The following is a 17,578-nucleotide window of genomic DNA, read 5'->3' as shown; positions in this document are numbered from 1 at the left end:
TAATGTTTGTCTTTGGTGACAAAGTTCCACCTAGGCAAGCTTTTTACGTCTATATAACAAGATACTTCCGAGTAAGATAATGACGAACCCAATTAAAGCCATGTTTCCTACGTTAGTTGCTGTATCAGGTAGTCTTTTATCTCCTGCTGATCCTTTATCAGAACCATTGCCTCCATTGCCAGGTGGTGTTAGTTTATCTTTGTCTTTATCTTTGTCTTTATCTTTGTCTTTATCTTTGTCACCATTATCCTCTTCTTCTTCAAATGCTGCAAATGTACTGAAATGAGAAGTTAAGGCTGTGATGTACCCATCGGAATACGTTCCTCCGATATTCTCCCACTCTTCGGTCGTCTCATTATAATAGAATACACTTACGTTTTCTTCATCCGAAACTACCTCTTCATCAACAAGGAAATGAAGGGTTACAGAATGGTCGCCAAAGTCAGAGAGAACCTCATCCCCTTGTGTAATTGTGAAATTGTATATTTCACTAACTAAAGATCCTGGCATCTCGCTAAACTCATCTTCATTCACTTCAGTAATGTCGAATGTAACATCACCTTCTCCAAAAATAGCAGCAGGGATTTCTACAAAAAGTGTGTTAGATATTACGATAATTTTAGCTTCTTTCTCTCGTAAATGTTCGATTTGTTCGTTGCTGAGATGAATCGTAGTATAACCTTCGAACTGTTCATATCGTAAATCCAACTCAAGCGTACCGCTATCTGTTACATCATTGACTCGTTTATCAGATACGATGATTTTTCCATCTTCAACATCAAGATCTCCTTCTGGATCACTTGGATCATCTGGGTCGATCGGATCTTCAGGGTCAACTGGGTCATCATCAGAAGCAGTTCGAACAGAAATTCTACCTTCACTTTCATAATTTAGCTTTAATCCTTGGTTTGTTAAAAATTCAGCGTAGTCAATCATCGCTGTTGTCATCGGAGTAACTTCTTCATAAAGAACGTCGCCGCGGAAGTCATAGCCTGATCCACCTGTACCGATATAATCATTCACCGTTACGAGATAAGTTGAATCTAAGTCGATCGGTTCGCCATCAACCTCAAGAATAGCATCGATAAACTCACCATCTTCATTTGTTAAAATCGTGTAAGACATTCCTGCAGTTTGTAAATCAATTTGGTTTCGATCGTCTCTTGAGTAAGAGTATTCAATCACATCTTTAATCGCTTCACCGGTCATTTCGATCAACATGATTTGGTTATCGAACGGTTCAATGCGATAAATATCGCCTATCGTTACATCACCTACATCAATCGAATCACGAATTCCACCATTGTTCGTAAAAGCGATGTCTGCATCAGCAGCGTGAATCATCGCATCTGTCCAAAAATTTCCTAATGGAACATCCATGTCATAACTGCCATCACGAGATAAACCTGTTTCCGTCTCACCAATCACGATCGCAAGAATTTCCTCCATTTGATCATTCCAGTAATCAATGATGGTTTGGACATCTTCATTCGTTTCTTCTAATTCACTAACTACTTGTAATTCATTGAAAACTTGTTCTACTTCCAACGTCTCAGGATCGATGAACAAATCTACTTGACCAACATGACTAGCATAACTACCTGCTTGAACGATCGGTGTCCCATTAACCGTTTGATAGTTTTCTAGCACAGTGTGAGAATGCCCACCAATAATGAGGTCGAAATAGTCTACTTCCTCAGCAAGACTTCGATCAGCGCTATATCCGATATGGGTTAATCCAATAATGATATCTGCTTCTGACTCTAGTTCCTCCTGATAATCCAATGCTGTTTCAACATAATCATCAAATTCAATCCCGACAATACCACTAGGTGCTGTAGCTGGTGGGTTTTGCGTTAATCCAAAGACAGCTACGTCAAAGTCATCAAACTCGATAATCGTATACGGATCAGGCTGCTCAATTGGAATCGTTGGCTCAACAGTCATGTTTGCACTTAACCATGGGAAGAATGATTGTTCGACACGCTCTGCAAAAACATCTTGACCGTAATCGAATTCATGATTACCAATTGCCATCGCATCTAAGTTCATTTCATTTAGGAGTTCAACGATTGGTTCTCCAAGATTAATATCATTTACAGCCGCCCCGCTAAAAATATCACCTGCATCTAAATAAAGTGAATGTTCTACTTCATTTCGACCATTATTTATAAAAGCTGATATTTTGCCTAAATCATCAATTCGGGAATGAAGGTCATTCGTATGGAAAATCGATAACTGAACGGACTCATCACTCGGAGGGTCTACTGGCTCGCTTGGATCATGAATCGAAATTCTTTCTCCCTCTACGTAATCAATTGCTTCCGTTTGTGCTTCCACATAGTCAGCAACAGCTTCCCATACATAACCGCCCTCATCAATCGTCGAATCACTTAACGTATAATGGCCGCCATTATGCATAAAGTCATTGTAAGCAACCTTATATACCGTTTCATCTGAAAGTTCAGTACCATCTTCTAATGTTATTTCAATATCTTCAAATAAAGGGTCTCCATCCCCTTTTACTAACGTGTAGTGAATACCAGAAGCTTGTAAATCTACTTGGCGATGATAATTTGATTGATTTAACATCATTTCTTTTAATTCGGCACCAGTCGTTTCTACAACGACAACTTCATTTCCGAAAACATCTAACGCATCGATTTGTTCTCTCGTAATCTCACCTGCAGGAATCGATCCAGTAACGGAGCTACCATTTAGTAGACCAATATCTGCATCCGCTTTTTCTCGAACCGCATCCGTATATAAATTACCTAAGCCTACATCCATTTCGCCTTTATTATCACTAAATAATCCTTGTTGAGTTGAACCAATGACTTCCCCGATTGGTCCACCAGCATCCGGGTCGACTTCAAACGAAATACGTCCTTCAGAGCTGTAATTTAATTTTTCCCCTTGGTCAGTTAAAAACTCTGCGTATTCAATCATTGCAGTCGTCATTGGCGTTACTTCATCATATACGACTGTCCCTTGGAAATCATAACCTGATCCACCTGTACCAATATAATCAGGTACTGCAACAAGGTAAGTCCCTTCAAGATCAATAGGCTGTCCATTAAGTTCTAATTCGGCATCAACATATTGACCACTCTCATTCGTGATAATCGTGTAATGAAGCCCTGATGTTTGTAAATCGATTTGATTTCGGTTATCTCTTGAGTAAGAGAACTCAATCACATCTTTTATCGCTTCACCCGTCATTTCATATAGCATAACTTGATTATCGAATGGTTCAATAAGATAAATATCACCAATCGTTACATCTCCTGGTGCAATTGAATCGCGAATACCGCCATTGTTCGTGAAGGCAACATCAGCATCTGCAGCAAAGGCCATTGCATCTGTCCAGAAGTTACCAAGTGGAGCGTCTCCATCATACCGTCCATCGCGTGAAAGTCCTGTATCAGACTCTCCGATCACAATACCTAAAATTTCATCCATTTGTTCATTCCAACCGTCGATAATCACTTGCACATCTTCATCTGTTTCTTCTAATTGACTAACAGATTGTAATCGACCGTCTACGTTCGATACTTCTTTCGTTTCAGGATCAATCGCAAGTGATAATTTCCCAACATGACTTGCGTATCCACCAGCCTGTACAATTGGTGTATCATTAACAACTTGTGGTGTGTTTAACACTGTGTGAGTATGTCCACCAATGATCACATCAAAGTAGTCTACCGCTTCCGCTAAACTGCGATCAGCTCCGTAACCGATATGAGTTAAGGCGATGATAATATCTGCTTGCTCCTCTAACTCTTCTTGATACGCAAGAGCTGTTTCTACATAATCATGAAATTCAATACCTTCTACTCCACTCGGTGCTGTTGCTGGAGGATTTTGCGTTAAACTAAAGACACCAACGTCAAACTCTTCGAATTCAAAAATCGTATAAGGTTCAGGCTGCTCAATCGCAATCTCTTGGTCCACTGTCATATTCGCACTTAACCACGGAAATTCTGATTGTTCCACCCGCTCAGCAAATACATCTTGCCCATAGTCAAATTCATGATTTCCAATCGCCATTGCCTCAAGGTTCATCGCATTTAAAATTTCAATGATCGGTTCTCCTAAGTTAATGTCATTAACAGGCGAACCACTAAAAATATCACCCGCATCTAAATAAAGGGAGTTTTCCGCAGAATCGCGTTGATTATTAATAAAGGAAGCGATTTTTCCTAAGTCATCAATACGTGAATGCAGGTCATTCGTGTGTAAAATCGTTAAGTCAATTAAATCTTCACCAGGCTCACCAGGATCTGTTGGGTCATCTGGATCCCCCTCAGAAACAAGCATAATATCTTCTTCAGCGCGAGGTTTCACTTGAAATGTACCATTGAAAACACTCGCAATCCCTGTCACGTCCACGACATCCCCGTCATGATAATCAAAGTCCTCATAAGTTAGACCTGTCCGATTATCTACACGAATAAGCACGGATTCATCCCCTAAGTCTGCATCAAATTCAAATGTACCATAGCTGTTTACTTCTTCTAAATGACTAATTGTTACTTCTTCCAACGTAACAAGTTGACCTTGAATATCATCATTCACTTCGCCTGGTGTGATGATAGCAGGCGCTGGTATGTCACCTTCACCTAAAACATCTATAGTTGGTGACTGAATTTGAAATTCTCCATTAAATTCTCCTGTGACGCCAGTGATTATGACTTCATCACCTTGCGCTACTTCGTTACTTTGGTATACGTATGTACCACCTGTGCTGTCCTGCACGTAAAAACCATTTCCACCCCATACACCAGGTGTTGTTGTAACTACTCCTTGAATTGTCACTTCCTCGTCGTGATCCATGTTACGCACTTCAGCAATCGAAATGACTTCTTCTGGTACGTCTGGATCTGTCGAATCCTCATCAGAATCAGATGGATCTCTGTCCACAAATGTCATCGCAGTAGGACTTCTTAAACCTGGCTGAGTAAAATAATCGTCCAAGTTACCATTTACTTGAACTTTTTCACCAATAATGTCGGGGTTTGTTTCTAAACCAAACTCTCCACGAAAATCATCTGTAATTTGCACAAGTAAAAAGTGTTCACTGTCCCTTTCCTCAGGGTCATCTGCCAAAATGAAATTATGATTATTTCCAAATGGTGCCTCAAAATTAAAACTATTAGTACCTGTAGTGTGGCCAACAATGTACCCTTCTACTGTCGCATTTCCTTCATTGTTTTCAATCGCTTCTTGTACAGATAAAACATCATCGTCTGCTGCGAATGCTGCAAGCGACTGAAATGGGCTAAACACGAGAGCAAATACTAAAAAATAAATAAGAGATTGTGTGAACACTTTCTTTCTCTGTAGCATAAATAGCCTCCTCGAATTGTTATTATTCGACTCAACTTCAAAAGACATGTTTAGTAAGAAAATTGCGACAATCTAGTGCAATTTTGCTTACTAATCTTTTAAAACAAAACTCGGCTTATCGTTAAAGAGGTTGTCAGCAAGCGAATGATGCTTGCTAGAAACTCTTATACTTTCGTGCAAGTTTTAATGGCGAAAGCCTTAGTTGCAGTTATACTATCATCCTAGGTTCTATAAATTCTGATAGTACAAAAAAGTTGAGTCTCGTACCTAAATCAATCCTATCAAACAAATTTTAAGATTATATTAACTTAACATGTAGATAATGTATACATTACTATGAACTATTTATATTTGTAGAAATACATGGAAATCTGCTCAAAAATACCTGAAATGGGAAAAAGACACAATGAGCAGGAAAAACATGCTCGTTGCGCCTTCATCTGATTCCGTTTGAAAGTACGTGGATCGTGCGTTCGTCGCTACTTAATTTTCTAGTGAAATACGATAAGCTTCCGCAATTGCAAGCGGGATATCTGTGTTATCAATTAACCCAGTGAAAAGGTCTGACCTAGGACCATATGCATAAACAGGGACTCCAACTCCTGTGTGGTTTGTACTAGACCAGCCAACGCCTGCATAATCACTAATCGTTTGATTAATCGCAAGTGATAGATTCGTAGATTGCTTAATTACTTCTGTCTCCTCATCTGATAGCGTGATCGATGTATACTCTTCTACGACTTCTTGAATATTCGTACGGTCACTGTTTATTTGTTGTGCCATGTAGTCGCCTGTTGCTGTTACTCGATGGAGAATTTCGACATCTGTCCCTTTACTGTTATAACCGCCAAGTGACATACCGCCAGTATCGTGATCTCCAGCTACAATAATAAGTGTCTCATCATTTTGATCTGCGAATCCGAGTGCTTCAATGACAGCTTCTTCAAATGCTGCAGTATCACTCATTGCCCAAGCAGCGTCGTTGGCGTGACCCGCCCAGTCAATTTGGCTGCCTTCTACCATTAAGAAAAACCCTTCGTCTTCTTGACTTAATACGTCAATCGCTGCCCCAGTCATTTCAGCTAAGCTTGGCTCTTCTGTTTCTTCTCGGTGAAGTTCAGGTGCCATTGCATCATTCGCAAACAGACCGAGAACTTTATCTCCTTCAATACTAAGGAGCTCGTCCCGATTTTCTACAACCTGATAGCCGTTATCCATAGCTTCTTGAATAAGATCACGTTCTCGTTGTCTTCCACCTTCACTCTCTGGCAAGAAATAGTCCATTCCACCGCCTAAAAGCACATCTACACTGCCTTCATCAATATATTGTCGGGCAATTTCTTCTTGTTCATTTCGGGAGCTAACATGAGAGGCAAATACAGCAGGTGTCGCATGGGTAATGGTTGACGTAGCAACCAATCCAGTTGATTTACCAGCATCATGAGCTGCTTGAAGGATCGTTTCCAGCTTTTCTCCATCCGGATCCACTCCTACCGCTCCGTTATTCGTTTTTACACCTGTTGACATAGCTGTCCCTGCTGCTGCTGAATCTGTAATACGGTCGTTAGTTGAATGCGTAGTCATCATCCCAGTTAAAAATTCGTCCCAAACAGGATCACCATCTTCTTTATAATGACGATAATTGACATTGTAACCAGCAGAATATCCATCCGGAATGAAAAGAATCACGTTTTCTACTTTATTTTTCCCTGCATGTGGTGGAGGTCCTGGTTGATCCGGCTTACCACCGTGCCCTGGAGGACCTGCTGCAACCCAGCCACTACTAAACCCTATACCACCAACAAGTAATGCTGTACTTAACACACCGAGAATTGCCTTTTTTAACATACTCTCTGTCACTCCTTTAAACATTAGTATCCTGATCAACGATAAACTTTAAACTTCTTTCCCTGAAAAACTGAGGACCACCTCCCGCTCGCTTTCTATCTCAAGTCTAGCAATCGTTATGAGCTATTTGGTTAAGGTGGAATGAAGAAAATGTAAAGAAGAGACGATATGATATAAAGTCGTTCGAAAGTATTTTAATGTAATAACTCAACTAGGGAAAATTTGATGAATCCAGGAAGAAAAAGCTAGTACAATTCATGAAAAACTGGCAATACAGCATTATGTTTTTGAAAAAAATCTACTAATGTCCTATACAAAAAATAGGGAAATGTAAAGAATATGAAAGGTTTCTATAACAAATGAATTTAGGTACGGTATTTAACTTCAGCCTCGAAATAATATCAATGAAGTGTATAACCAGAAGTTTCAATCAAAAAATCCAAAAAGGTTAGAAACCCTTTTGGATTTTTCGAATGATTATGAAGTTAAATGTACATGGGCAGTTACACACCTTTGTATGCGAGATAGTAAATTTCAGCAAGTTCTGCAACGAGCGGGAGTTTCGGGTTAGCTGTTGTACATTGATCTTCAAATGCACGGTCTGCGAGAAGGTCTACTTTCGCTTCAAAATCCTCTTTCTCCACTCCGCAAGCTTCAATGCTCATTGGAATATTTAATTGTTTAGCCAGTTTGATCACAGCTTCAATAAGACTCTCGACTCCTTCTTCGGTCGTTTTTGCTGGCAATCCGAGCATTTTTGCTATTTCAGCGTATCTCTCATCCGCTCGGAAATAATTATATTTAGGGAAGGAAGTAAATTTCGTTGGTTTCTTAGCATTATACTTAATCACATGCGGCATTAGAATTGTGTTTGCTCTACCGTGTGCAATATGGAATTCAGCTCCTAATTTGTGTGCTAAGCTATGGTTAATACCTAGAAACGCATTGGCAAATGCCATTCCGGCAATCGTCGAAGCGTTGTGCATCTTTTCCCTCGCTAGTTCATCGTTCCCGTTATTGTAAGCTTTCGGCAAATATTCAAATACGAGTTGGATCGCTTTCATCGCCAACCCATCGGTATAATCATTGGCCATGACAGACACGTATGATTCAATGGCATGAGTCAGTACGTCCATGCCCGTGTCTGCTGTGACTGACGGTGGCACTGATTTGACATAAACCGGGTCAATAATAGCTACATCCGGTGTCAGTTCATAGTCTGCTAGCGGATATTTCACGTTGTTTTCTTTGTCCGTAATAACCGAAAAGGAAGTCACTTCCGATCCTGTTCCAGAAGTTGTAGGAATAGCAACGAATTTTGCTTTGTTGCCAAGTTTCGGATATTTGAACACTCGCTTGCGAATGTCGAGGAACTTTTGCTTCAAGCCATGGAACTCCAGATCTGGGTGCTCGTAAAATACCCACATCCCTTTTGCCGCATCCATCGCAGATCCTCCGCCAAGCGTTATGATCACATCCGGTTCAAATGCTTTCATGGCAGCAGCCCCTTCCATTACCGTTTCGATGGACGGGTCCGGTTCGACATTAGAGAAAACTTCAAACTGAACATCGTTTTTCCGTTTATTTAAATAATACAGAACTTTATCCACATAGCCCATTTTCACCATTATCTCGTCAGTTACAATCATAGCACGTGAAATGTCAGGCATTTTCTCTAAATATTGTGTAGCATTCTTTTCGAAATAAACTTTTGGAGGCACTTTAAACCATTGCATGTTATTTTTTCTCATTCCCATTTTTTTAATATTTACAAGGTTGATTGTTGATACATTTTGCGAGACTGAGTTGCGACCGTAAGAACCGCATCCTAACGTGAGCGATGGAATATAGCCGTTATAAATATCTCCGATCGCCCCTTGAGATGACGGTGAATTAACAATCACTCTACCAGCTTTCATTTGCAAGCCGAACTGTTGGACAATGTCGTCATTTTCGGAATGAATGACAGCCGAATGTCCCAATCCATCAAATTCAAGCATTTCTTTCGCCCGTTCAAAACCTTCAGTGTGGTTTTGAACTTTGTAGCACGCAAGTATCGGACTTAGTTTTTCACGTGATAAAGGAGATTCAGGACCTACCGTTTTCAGTTCAGCGATAAGAATTTTTGTATCTTCGGATACAGTGACCCCTGCTGTTTTCGCAATTTCATACGCTGGTTTGCCTACTATATTCGGATTTACTGCGCACGTATGTTCATTTATGACCAGTTTTTCAACCTTTGTTATTTCACTATCAGTGAGGAAATGGCATTGATTGTTCTGAAGCTCTGTTATCGTCTCATTGTAAATATCCTTGTCGATAATGACTGCCTGCTCCGAAGCGCAAATCATCCCATTATCGAACGTCTTCGATAAAATCAGATCATTAACCGCCTGCTTCACATTGGCGTCTTTATGAATGTAGCACGGAACATTACCTGGTCCTACACCTAATGCCGGTTTTCCGGTACTATACGCAGCTTTTACCATGCCTGCTCCTCCAGTTGCCAGTACGACAGCTACACCAGGGTGATTCATTAGCAACTGCGTACCTTCTAGGGACGGTTTTTCAATCCATTGGATACAACCTTCTGGAGCACCTGCTTTTAAAGCGGCTTCATACATAATATCAGCTGCTTTCGCGCTACATTTTTGTGCCGACGGATGAAAAGCGAAAATAATCGGATTCCGAGTTTTAATCGAAATAAGAATTTTGAACATCGTTGTCGAAGTCGGATTTGTTACCGGGGTAACACCTGCGACTACCCCAACAGGCTCTGCGATTTCAACGATCTCTTCGTGTTCATTTTCATCGATAATACCAACCGTTTTGTCGTGCTTAATCGTGTTGTAAATGTATTCTGTAGCGAACATATTTTTTATGATTTTATCTTCATAAACACCTCTTCCCGTTTCTTCAGTAGCCATTTTTGCAAGGGGCATATGATCATTGAGACCCGCAAGCGCCATCTCCTGAACAATATGGTCGATTTGTTCCTGATCGTACTGTAAAAAGTCTTCATGTGCCTTTTGGCCTTTCATCACTAAGTCATTGATTACCGTTTCCGTATTTTTTTCCATTTTGTTTAACTTCTTTTCTGCAACCATATGCGATCTCCTCCTCAGTCTTTTGTGAAACACTTCACATGTTTGTGTGAAAAATAAAAGCTGAAATGAATCAACTTTTTATTCATGTTCAGTATAACGAGTAATTTTGTCAGATCATATGGACAATTTGTGAAATGTTTCACAATAGTATATTTCGATTTTGACTATTTAATGATCGTTCTCAAATCCTTTTGAAAAATCAAATTTTCTGTCATCAAAGTGTCACATTTATCCATTGTTGGCACTGATAATTGGACTTATACTAAAAGTAGAAAGATATTGTGAAACATTTCACATTAGTGAGGTCTTTCCACTCTTAGTTATGTTTCACTAATTAATATCCAATCTTAATTAAACGGAGGCGTTATTATGGTGGAAAAAACTTTAAAGGACAAAGACTTTCATCCTGCCTGGGAAGGTTTTGTACATGGAAAATGGACTTATGACATGGATGTCCGCGATTTCATCCAACAAAATTATACGCTATATGAAGGTGACGAGTCTTTCCTTGTAGGACCGACCGAAGTGACTGAGCAACTGTGGAAACAGGTGCTTGATTTAAGCAAAGAAGAACGAGAAAAAGGCGGCGTTTATGACATGGATACTAACGTCGTCTCAACTATTACATCTCACGGTGCTGGTTATTTAAACAAGGATACTGAAAAAATAGTCGGTATCCAGACAGATGTTCCATTCAAACGTTCTATGCAGCCGTTCGGGGGCATTAGAATGGCAAAAGCTGCACTAGAATCTTACGGTTATGAATTGGACGAAGAAGTAGAAAGAATTTTTACAGATTACCGTAAAACCCATAATCAAGGTGTATTTGACGTTTATACGCCTGAAATGAAGTTGGCAAGAAAAGTCGGCATTATTACAGGTTTACCGGATGCTTACGGTAGAGGAAGAATCATTGGGGATTACCGAAGGATCGCATTGTACGGTACAGACAGATTAATAGAATTCAAAAAAGCTGAGCACGAATCCCTCAATGGCCGCATGTCTGAGGACAACATTCGGCTTCGGGAAGAAATTGCCGAACAAATACGTGCTTTAAATGAATTAAAAGAGCTCGGAGATATTTACGGCTTTAATATTTCCACACCTGCTACAAATGCTCATGAGGCATTCCAATGGCTTTACTTTGGCTATTTGGCCGCTGTCAAAGAGCAGAACGGCGCAGCGATGAGTCTAGGCCGTGTTTCAACATTCCTTGATATTTACATTGAACGGGATATTTTAAACGGCCAGTTGACTGAACAAGAGGCACAGGAGCTCGTTGACCATTTCGTCATGAAGCTACGCTTAGTGAAATTCGCCCGAACACCTGAGTACAATGAACTTTTCAGTGGTGATCCAACGTGGGTGACTGAATCCATCGGTGGAATAGGAAACGACGAACGACCGCTCGTAACGAAAAGCTCGTTCAGATTTTTACACACATTAAAAAATCTCGGACCTGCTCCAGAGCCGAATCTGACAGTCCTATGGTCCCCATCGTTACCAGAAGCATTCAAACATTATTGCTCTGCTATGTCTATTGAGACGAGCTCCATTCAATACGAAAACGATGAGTTGATGAGCCCAGAATATGGCGATGATTACGGTATCGCCTGCTGCGTATCCGCGATGAGGATCGGCAAGCAAATGCAATTTTTCGGAGCAAGAGCGAACTTGGCAAAAGGTTTATTGTATGCCATCAACGGCGGTATCGATGAAAAGGCAAAAGTAAGAGTCACACCTGGCATTGAACCGATCGCTGGAGAATACCTCGACTACGAAAAAGTTATGAAAAACTATGATGCTGTGATGGAATGGCTCGCAGAATTGTACATCAACACGCTGAATGTCATTCATTATATGCACGATAAATACAGCTACGAGCGTATTGAAATGGCACTCCACGATAAAGATGTGCATCGAACGATGGCAACAGGCATTGCCGGTCTTTCCGTTGCTGCTGATTCATTGAGCGCCATCAAATATGGAAAAGTAAAAGTGATCCGTGATGAAGACGGTCTTGCTATCGATTATGCCATCGAAGGCGACTATCCACAGTACGGAAATGATGACGAACGAGTCGACGATATAGCTAAGGACCTCGTGAAGAAGTTTTCTAATATGCTTAAGAAGCATGACACATATCGCAATTCGGAAACAACTATGTCCATCTTAACGATCACCTCAAACGTAGTATACGGCAAAAAAACAGGCAACACACCTGATGGTAGAAAAGATGGAGAGCCATTCGCTCCGGGAGCAAACCCTCTCCACGGAAGAGATAAAAAAGGCGCGTTAGCTTCATTGAACTCTGTCGCAAAAATGCCTTATAACTGCGCCCTTGATGGAATCTCAAACACATTCTCTATCGTCCCGAAGGCGCTTGGTCGTGAAGAGCATGAACAAAAAACAAACCTCACCGCCATTTTGGACGGCTATTCGGAGCAGAAAGGTCATCACTTGAACATTAATGTGTTCGATCGCGCCACGTTGCTCGATGCTATGGATCAACCGGAAAAATATCCGCAGCTCACTATCCGAGTATCCGGGTATGCTGTCAACTTTATCAAGTTAACGCGTGAACAGCAGATCGACGTGATTACCCGGACATTCCACGAATCAATGTAATCACTAACTACGTCGGGGAGCAGTTTCGCTACTGCTCTCCCGGACTTTCAGGAGGTTATCTTATGGAAGGAAGAATCCACTCAATTGAAACGTCAGGGATGGTTGACGGACCGGGGATCCGTTATGTCATCTTCACACAAGGCTGCCTGTTAAGATGCCAATATTGTCACAATCCCGACTCGTGGGCGCGCGACAGCGGCGAACTGCGAAGCGTTTCATCTCTTATTAAAGACATAAAAAAATACCTTCCGTATATGAAACATTCGAACGGTGGCGTTACTGTGAGCGGAGGAGAACCTTTGTTACAAATCGACTTTTTAACGGAATTATTTAAAGGATGCAAAAAACTAGGGATTCATACGACTGTAGACAGTTCAGGAGGCTGTTTTTCAAAACATCGATCATTTCAGACGAAATTTAACGAGCTGCTTAAATACACGGATTTATTTCTCGTGGATTTAAAACAAATTGATGATGAGAAGCACCGCACCCTTACTGGCATGTCGAACAAACGTATTCTCGACTTTGCTCGCACGTTGTCTAGAAAAGATGTTCCAGTATGGATCAGACACGTACTTGTGCCGGGAATAACCGATAATGAAAAAGATCTCCGTAATTTACGTTTGTTCATTAACGAACTTACAAATGTGGAAAAAGTCGAAGTTCTTCCATATCATAAGATGGGCGCATACAAATGGCAGGAGCTTGGTCTCTCCTACACTCTGGAAGGCACAGAGCCACCGGATGAAAAAACGACAGAGTGGGCAAAGCAGCTCCTTTGTTCTCAAAAAACCATTCAGACCGTCTGAATTTCAGGCGCTCTGTTTTAGTCAATTCGTGTTCGTATAGCGTACGTTCACTAGTATGTATAAAATAAGTTTTCTGCTTCAGACTCAACCAGACTTGGCTTTAGCCTGTTTTTCATACGGGTATCTCCTCAGCTGAAAACTATGGAGGATCAATATGAACAAGAATATCATGCGGTCATTCACACTCTAAAGATGGGAATTGAAGATTACGTGATGAAAAGTTCTTATCTCTCAATTTCCTCCATAGCTCTTGAATATCTTTTCCATCTATCCTTATTTCAAACGGTATAGTCAGCGCTACTTTTGTCCAATTTAAACAAGTTTTCAAACGAGACTTTCTCGTTTTCTTAAATCCAAATGCTTTTACGGAATAACGTAATTAAGGCTACTCATCATTCATCTCTCCAAGCATGGATAGGTAGTGCCGACAAGTAGTGAGAATAAACCATCTGCTATCAGGATTAGGGAACAAAGATGACTTTTCCTGTGCTTTGTCCACTTTCTAGTAGCTTGTGACCTTCTGCACCTTCAGCTAATGGAAAAACGGTAGGTGAAGATACGTTGATCTGTTCGTTCAATATCATCTTAAATAGTCTATTTGCTCTAGATAATCTCTCCTCCCGATTCGTAAGGAACTTCCATAAATCCCCACCCGTAAGTGACTTCGATTCATCTATTAAGATTTTAGGGTCGAGATATTGAGGGTCTCCACCTGCTGTACCATAAAACACGACCGCTCCACCCGTCTTTACCACAGCAAAGCTATCCATTAATGTACTTCCTACGCCATCATAAACAACGTCCGATCCTTTTCCATTCGTGTACTGTAAAATACCGTCCTTCCACTGATCAGACTTGAGGAATACTGCATCAGCACCTAAAGCTAATGCAAGCTCTTGTTTGCTTAATGTAGAAGTGATTCCAAGCACGAGAGCTCCCTTACCTTTTATCATTTGTGTTAAAAGCTGACCGACCCCACCTGAAATTGCATGAATGACAGCAATCTCATTCGGTTGTATCTGATAACTATCATGAATTAAGAAATCGGCCGTTAATCCTTGTAGGAGTGTGCTAGCTGCAACCTCAAATGAAATTCCTGCTGGAAGAGGAATTGCCCTACTCTCAGGAACTGCAACATACTCGGCGTTTGCAAATGGAACGTCTGCAAAACCTACTCTGTCACCAACTTTTAAATGAGTGACCCCTTCTCCTACCGCTTCAACGATGCCCGCCCCTTCGTAGCCTAATATATACGGAGGCTGCCCCTCAAGATAGTAATCACCTCTACGTCTATAGATATCTGCAAAGTTTAAGCCGATCGCTTTCGTCCGAACTAGAACGGTATTTGACTGTATGACTGGTTCAGCCACCTCCTTATAATCTAAGACATCCGCGGCTCCATACGTATCAAAACATAGTGCTTTCATTTCTTCGTCCTCCTCTTGTAGAAGTCTTACTAACAGCATATAATAGATTTATCAATCGTAAAATAAGATTATTTTGATTGATTCAATCGAAATCTATGATTAAGGAGAAGGAACATGGATATAAAGCAGATCCTTACGTTTAAAACAGCTGCCGAAAATTTGAACTTTACACAAACAGCCACACAGCTTAACTTTGCACAATCGAGTGTGACTGCACAAATCAAAGCACTGGAAAGTGAGCTTGGTACGCCGCTGTTTGAACGACTTGGGAAGCGCTTGGTTTTAACAGAGGAAGGTCGTAAGTTTAAGGTCTATGCCGATCAATTGATTATGATTTCAGAAGAAGCGAAAACAGCAATCTACGGAGAAGATGAACCTACTGGTACGCTAACCATTGGCGCGCAAGAAAGCCAATGTACGTATCGGCTTCCTTTATTGCTGAAAAGTTTTCAAGAACAATTTCCTAAAGTAAAGTTAGTCTTTAAACAGGCACACTCAAACGAACATGCGAGAGAGCAATTGTTAGAAGGTAAACTGGACTTAGCTTTTATTATGGATAAAGCAAAGCCTACTCAAGGATTAATCGTAGATACGCTTGTACAAGAAGAGTTGAAAATCGTAGTTTCACCAGATTATTCTATACCTACTCAACAGAAAGGATTTCCGTATGACTTTGAACAAGCAACATTTTTGCTTACGGACGAAGGCTGTTCATACCGATGTATTTTGGAAGATACTGTTCGAGAAGCAAACTTGAAGATGATTCAAAAATTCGAGTTCATAAGCATTGAAGCGATTAAGCAATGTGTACTTTCTGGACTTGGAGTAGCCGTATTGCCAGCCATGGCTATTGAAAAGGAGCTTAAAGCTGGAGTGGTAAAGGAAATACCATGGGCCGACTCAGTTTCCCCTATCTTTACACAAATTGCTTGGCATAAAGATAAGTGGATGACTCTTCCACTGCAAGCGTTTATCCAACTCACACGTGAGACTTTTCAAGAAATACAGTAGAACAAACAAGACTGCTCTTTCATCTTGAAATGAAAGAGCAGTCTTGTTCATTTTCATTTATTCAAGCATTTCATTCTGTCATTTTTAATGTTTCATCCGAGCGTTGATGCTTGATTCGATCATCCAGTTCAAGCTTGTTTAGCTTTGTTCCTATTCACGATCACAATTCCACTTGTAACAAAGATAAGACCAACGATCACATACAGATGGATAGGCTCATCGAGAATCAGACTAGATAAGAAAACACCAAAGACTGGAATCAAAAATAGAAAGACAGAAACTTTGCCCACTTTATTATATTTCATAACATTGTTCCATAAGATAAAGCCTGCAGCAGAAATAAAAGATAAGTAGATCAGGATCATAAATGATGATATATCAAAGTCAAAAGGAAAGAAGCCTACGGAAAAAACTCCGATTGTCAGCAGTCCGATTGATCCAATGAACATCTGAACCGTCGTTAAATATGCAACATCCATTTTTGCTGAGCCATTTCTTGCTAGAATATTACCGAAAGCTGAAGATATCATCGCTATGATAAGTAAAATCTCGCCTAACCCAAAATTAAGGTGTAATGATCCATTCGTCAGGTTGACGAAAATGACACCCATAAATCCGATGATTAAGCCTACCACTTTTCTCCAGCTCAAATGATCGTCCTTATACATAAAATGCGCAAAAATGATTTGAAAGAATGTCGTTGTTCCTGCTATGATTGATCCTTGTATTCCCGTGCTCAAGCTCAAACCTATGTAAAAAAGTATATACTGCAAAAACGTCTGGAAAAAGCCAATCATCATTAATGGCTGTATATGATCCTTACTCCTGTTAACACGTGTCTTGCTCATATATAGGATAAAAATAATCATAAGTGCTGCTAGAAAAAATCGATACCCAGCAAATAATATTTGTTCGCCGATCTGATCCGCTTCAATACCTAGCATGTCATAGCTTAACTTAATAAACGGAAAAGAGCTTCCCCATAAAAAAGTTGCCCCACCGGCAGCGAGGATCATTCCCCACTTACTTCTAAATAAATGTTCAGCTTTCATGTTGTTCCCCCTGAAATTAAATGCACAATCTGAATCATTGATTAGCTCTTGTACACCATCTCCTCATTGGCATTGCATGCATTATTCGCTAATGCATTGAACCCGCTGTGATCAGAGTTACGAAGTTCATTTATGTATGTAAGCATATAATGAATACTTCAGTGAATAAAGCTGAATTTTTCGATTATGCTGATTTGATCATTCGATTGATCGTTTTATTAGAAACACACATGATTTAAAACTCGTATAATATCAATCACAATGTCACAGCGCCTAGTCTAAAGCTTTAAGACTAATTCATAATATTATATTTTTGATTTTTATTTTATTACTGCCAATTACTACAT

At 40.3% G+C, this 17,578-nt stretch carries 8 protein-coding genes; 3 read left to right on the top strand and 5 right to left on the bottom strand.

From position 1 onward, the window contains the following. Positions 1–30: 30 nt before the first annotated feature. The 3 genes from CD001_RS26420 to adhE form a co-directional block, all read right to left on the bottom strand. A complete protein-coding gene (locus tag CD001_RS26420) occupies positions 31–5,349 on the bottom strand; it encodes a 5'-nucleotidase C-terminal domain-containing protein (RefSeq protein WP_179298718.1) in 5,319 nt (1,772 codons plus the stop codon). 483 nt (positions 5,350–5,832) lie between these two features. Further along, positions 5,833–7,197 (bottom strand): alkaline phosphatase, encoded by a 1,365-nt coding sequence (locus CD001_RS12300; protein ID WP_096188000.1) that lies wholly within the window; start codon positions 7,195–7,197, stop codon positions 5,833–5,835. Between the two features lie 503 nt (positions 7,198–7,700). Further along, the gene (gene adhE / locus CD001_RS12295; RefSeq protein ID WP_096187999.1) at positions 7,701–10,304 is read right to left on the bottom strand and encodes a bifunctional acetaldehyde-CoA/alcohol dehydrogenase; all 2,604 of its coding nucleotides are present in this window, start codon (positions 10,302–10,304) and stop codon (positions 7,701–7,703) included. Between the two features lie 369 nt (positions 10,305–10,673). Here adhE and pflB point away from each other — a divergent pair, with 369 nt between their 5' ends. Both pflB and pflA read left to right on the top strand, forming a co-directional pair. Further along, positions 10,674–12,932, top strand: a complete 2,259-nt coding sequence (pflB, locus tag CD001_RS12290) for a formate C-acetyltransferase (protein WP_096187998.1) — start codon at positions 10,674–10,676, stop codon at positions 12,930–12,932. Positions 12,933–12,994: 62 nt separating this feature from the next. Continuing rightward, positions 12,995–13,741 (top strand): pyruvate formate-lyase-activating protein, encoded by a 747-nt coding sequence (gene pflA, locus CD001_RS12285; RefSeq protein WP_096187997.1) that lies wholly within the window; start codon positions 12,995–12,997, stop codon positions 13,739–13,741. A 461-nt stretch (positions 13,742–14,202) separates the two neighbouring features. Here pflA and CD001_RS12280 read toward each other — a convergent pair whose 3' ends face one another. Then, positions 14,203–15,168 (bottom strand): quinone oxidoreductase family protein, encoded by a 966-nt coding sequence (locus tag CD001_RS12280; protein WP_096187996.1) that lies wholly within the window; start codon positions 15,166–15,168, stop codon positions 14,203–14,205. A 114-nt stretch (positions 15,169–15,282) separates the two neighbouring features. Here CD001_RS12280 and CD001_RS12275 point away from each other — a divergent pair, with 114 nt between their 5' ends. Further along, positions 15,283–16,179 carry a LysR family transcriptional regulator gene (locus tag CD001_RS12275; RefSeq protein ID WP_096187995.1) on the top strand — a complete coding sequence of 299 codons (897 nt, stop codon included), beginning with the start codon at positions 15,283–15,285 and terminating at the stop codon, positions 16,177–16,179. A 128-nt stretch (positions 16,180–16,307) separates the two neighbouring features. On the opposite strand, the gene CD001_RS12270 is transcribed toward CD001_RS12275, so the two are convergent. Further along, positions 16,308–17,231: a DMT family transporter gene (locus CD001_RS12270; protein WP_096187994.1), complete on the bottom strand. Its 924-nt coding sequence runs from the start codon at positions 17,229–17,231 to the stop codon at positions 16,308–16,310. Positions 17,232–17,578: the final 347 nt, after the last annotated feature.

This window comes from Evansella halocellulosilytica, assembly GCF_002335745.1.
Lineage (GTDB): Bacteria > Bacillota > Bacilli > Bacillales > Salisediminibacteriaceae > Bacillus_CA > Bacillus_CA halocellulosilytica.
This window is presented reverse-complemented; position numbering and strand designations above follow the sequence as displayed.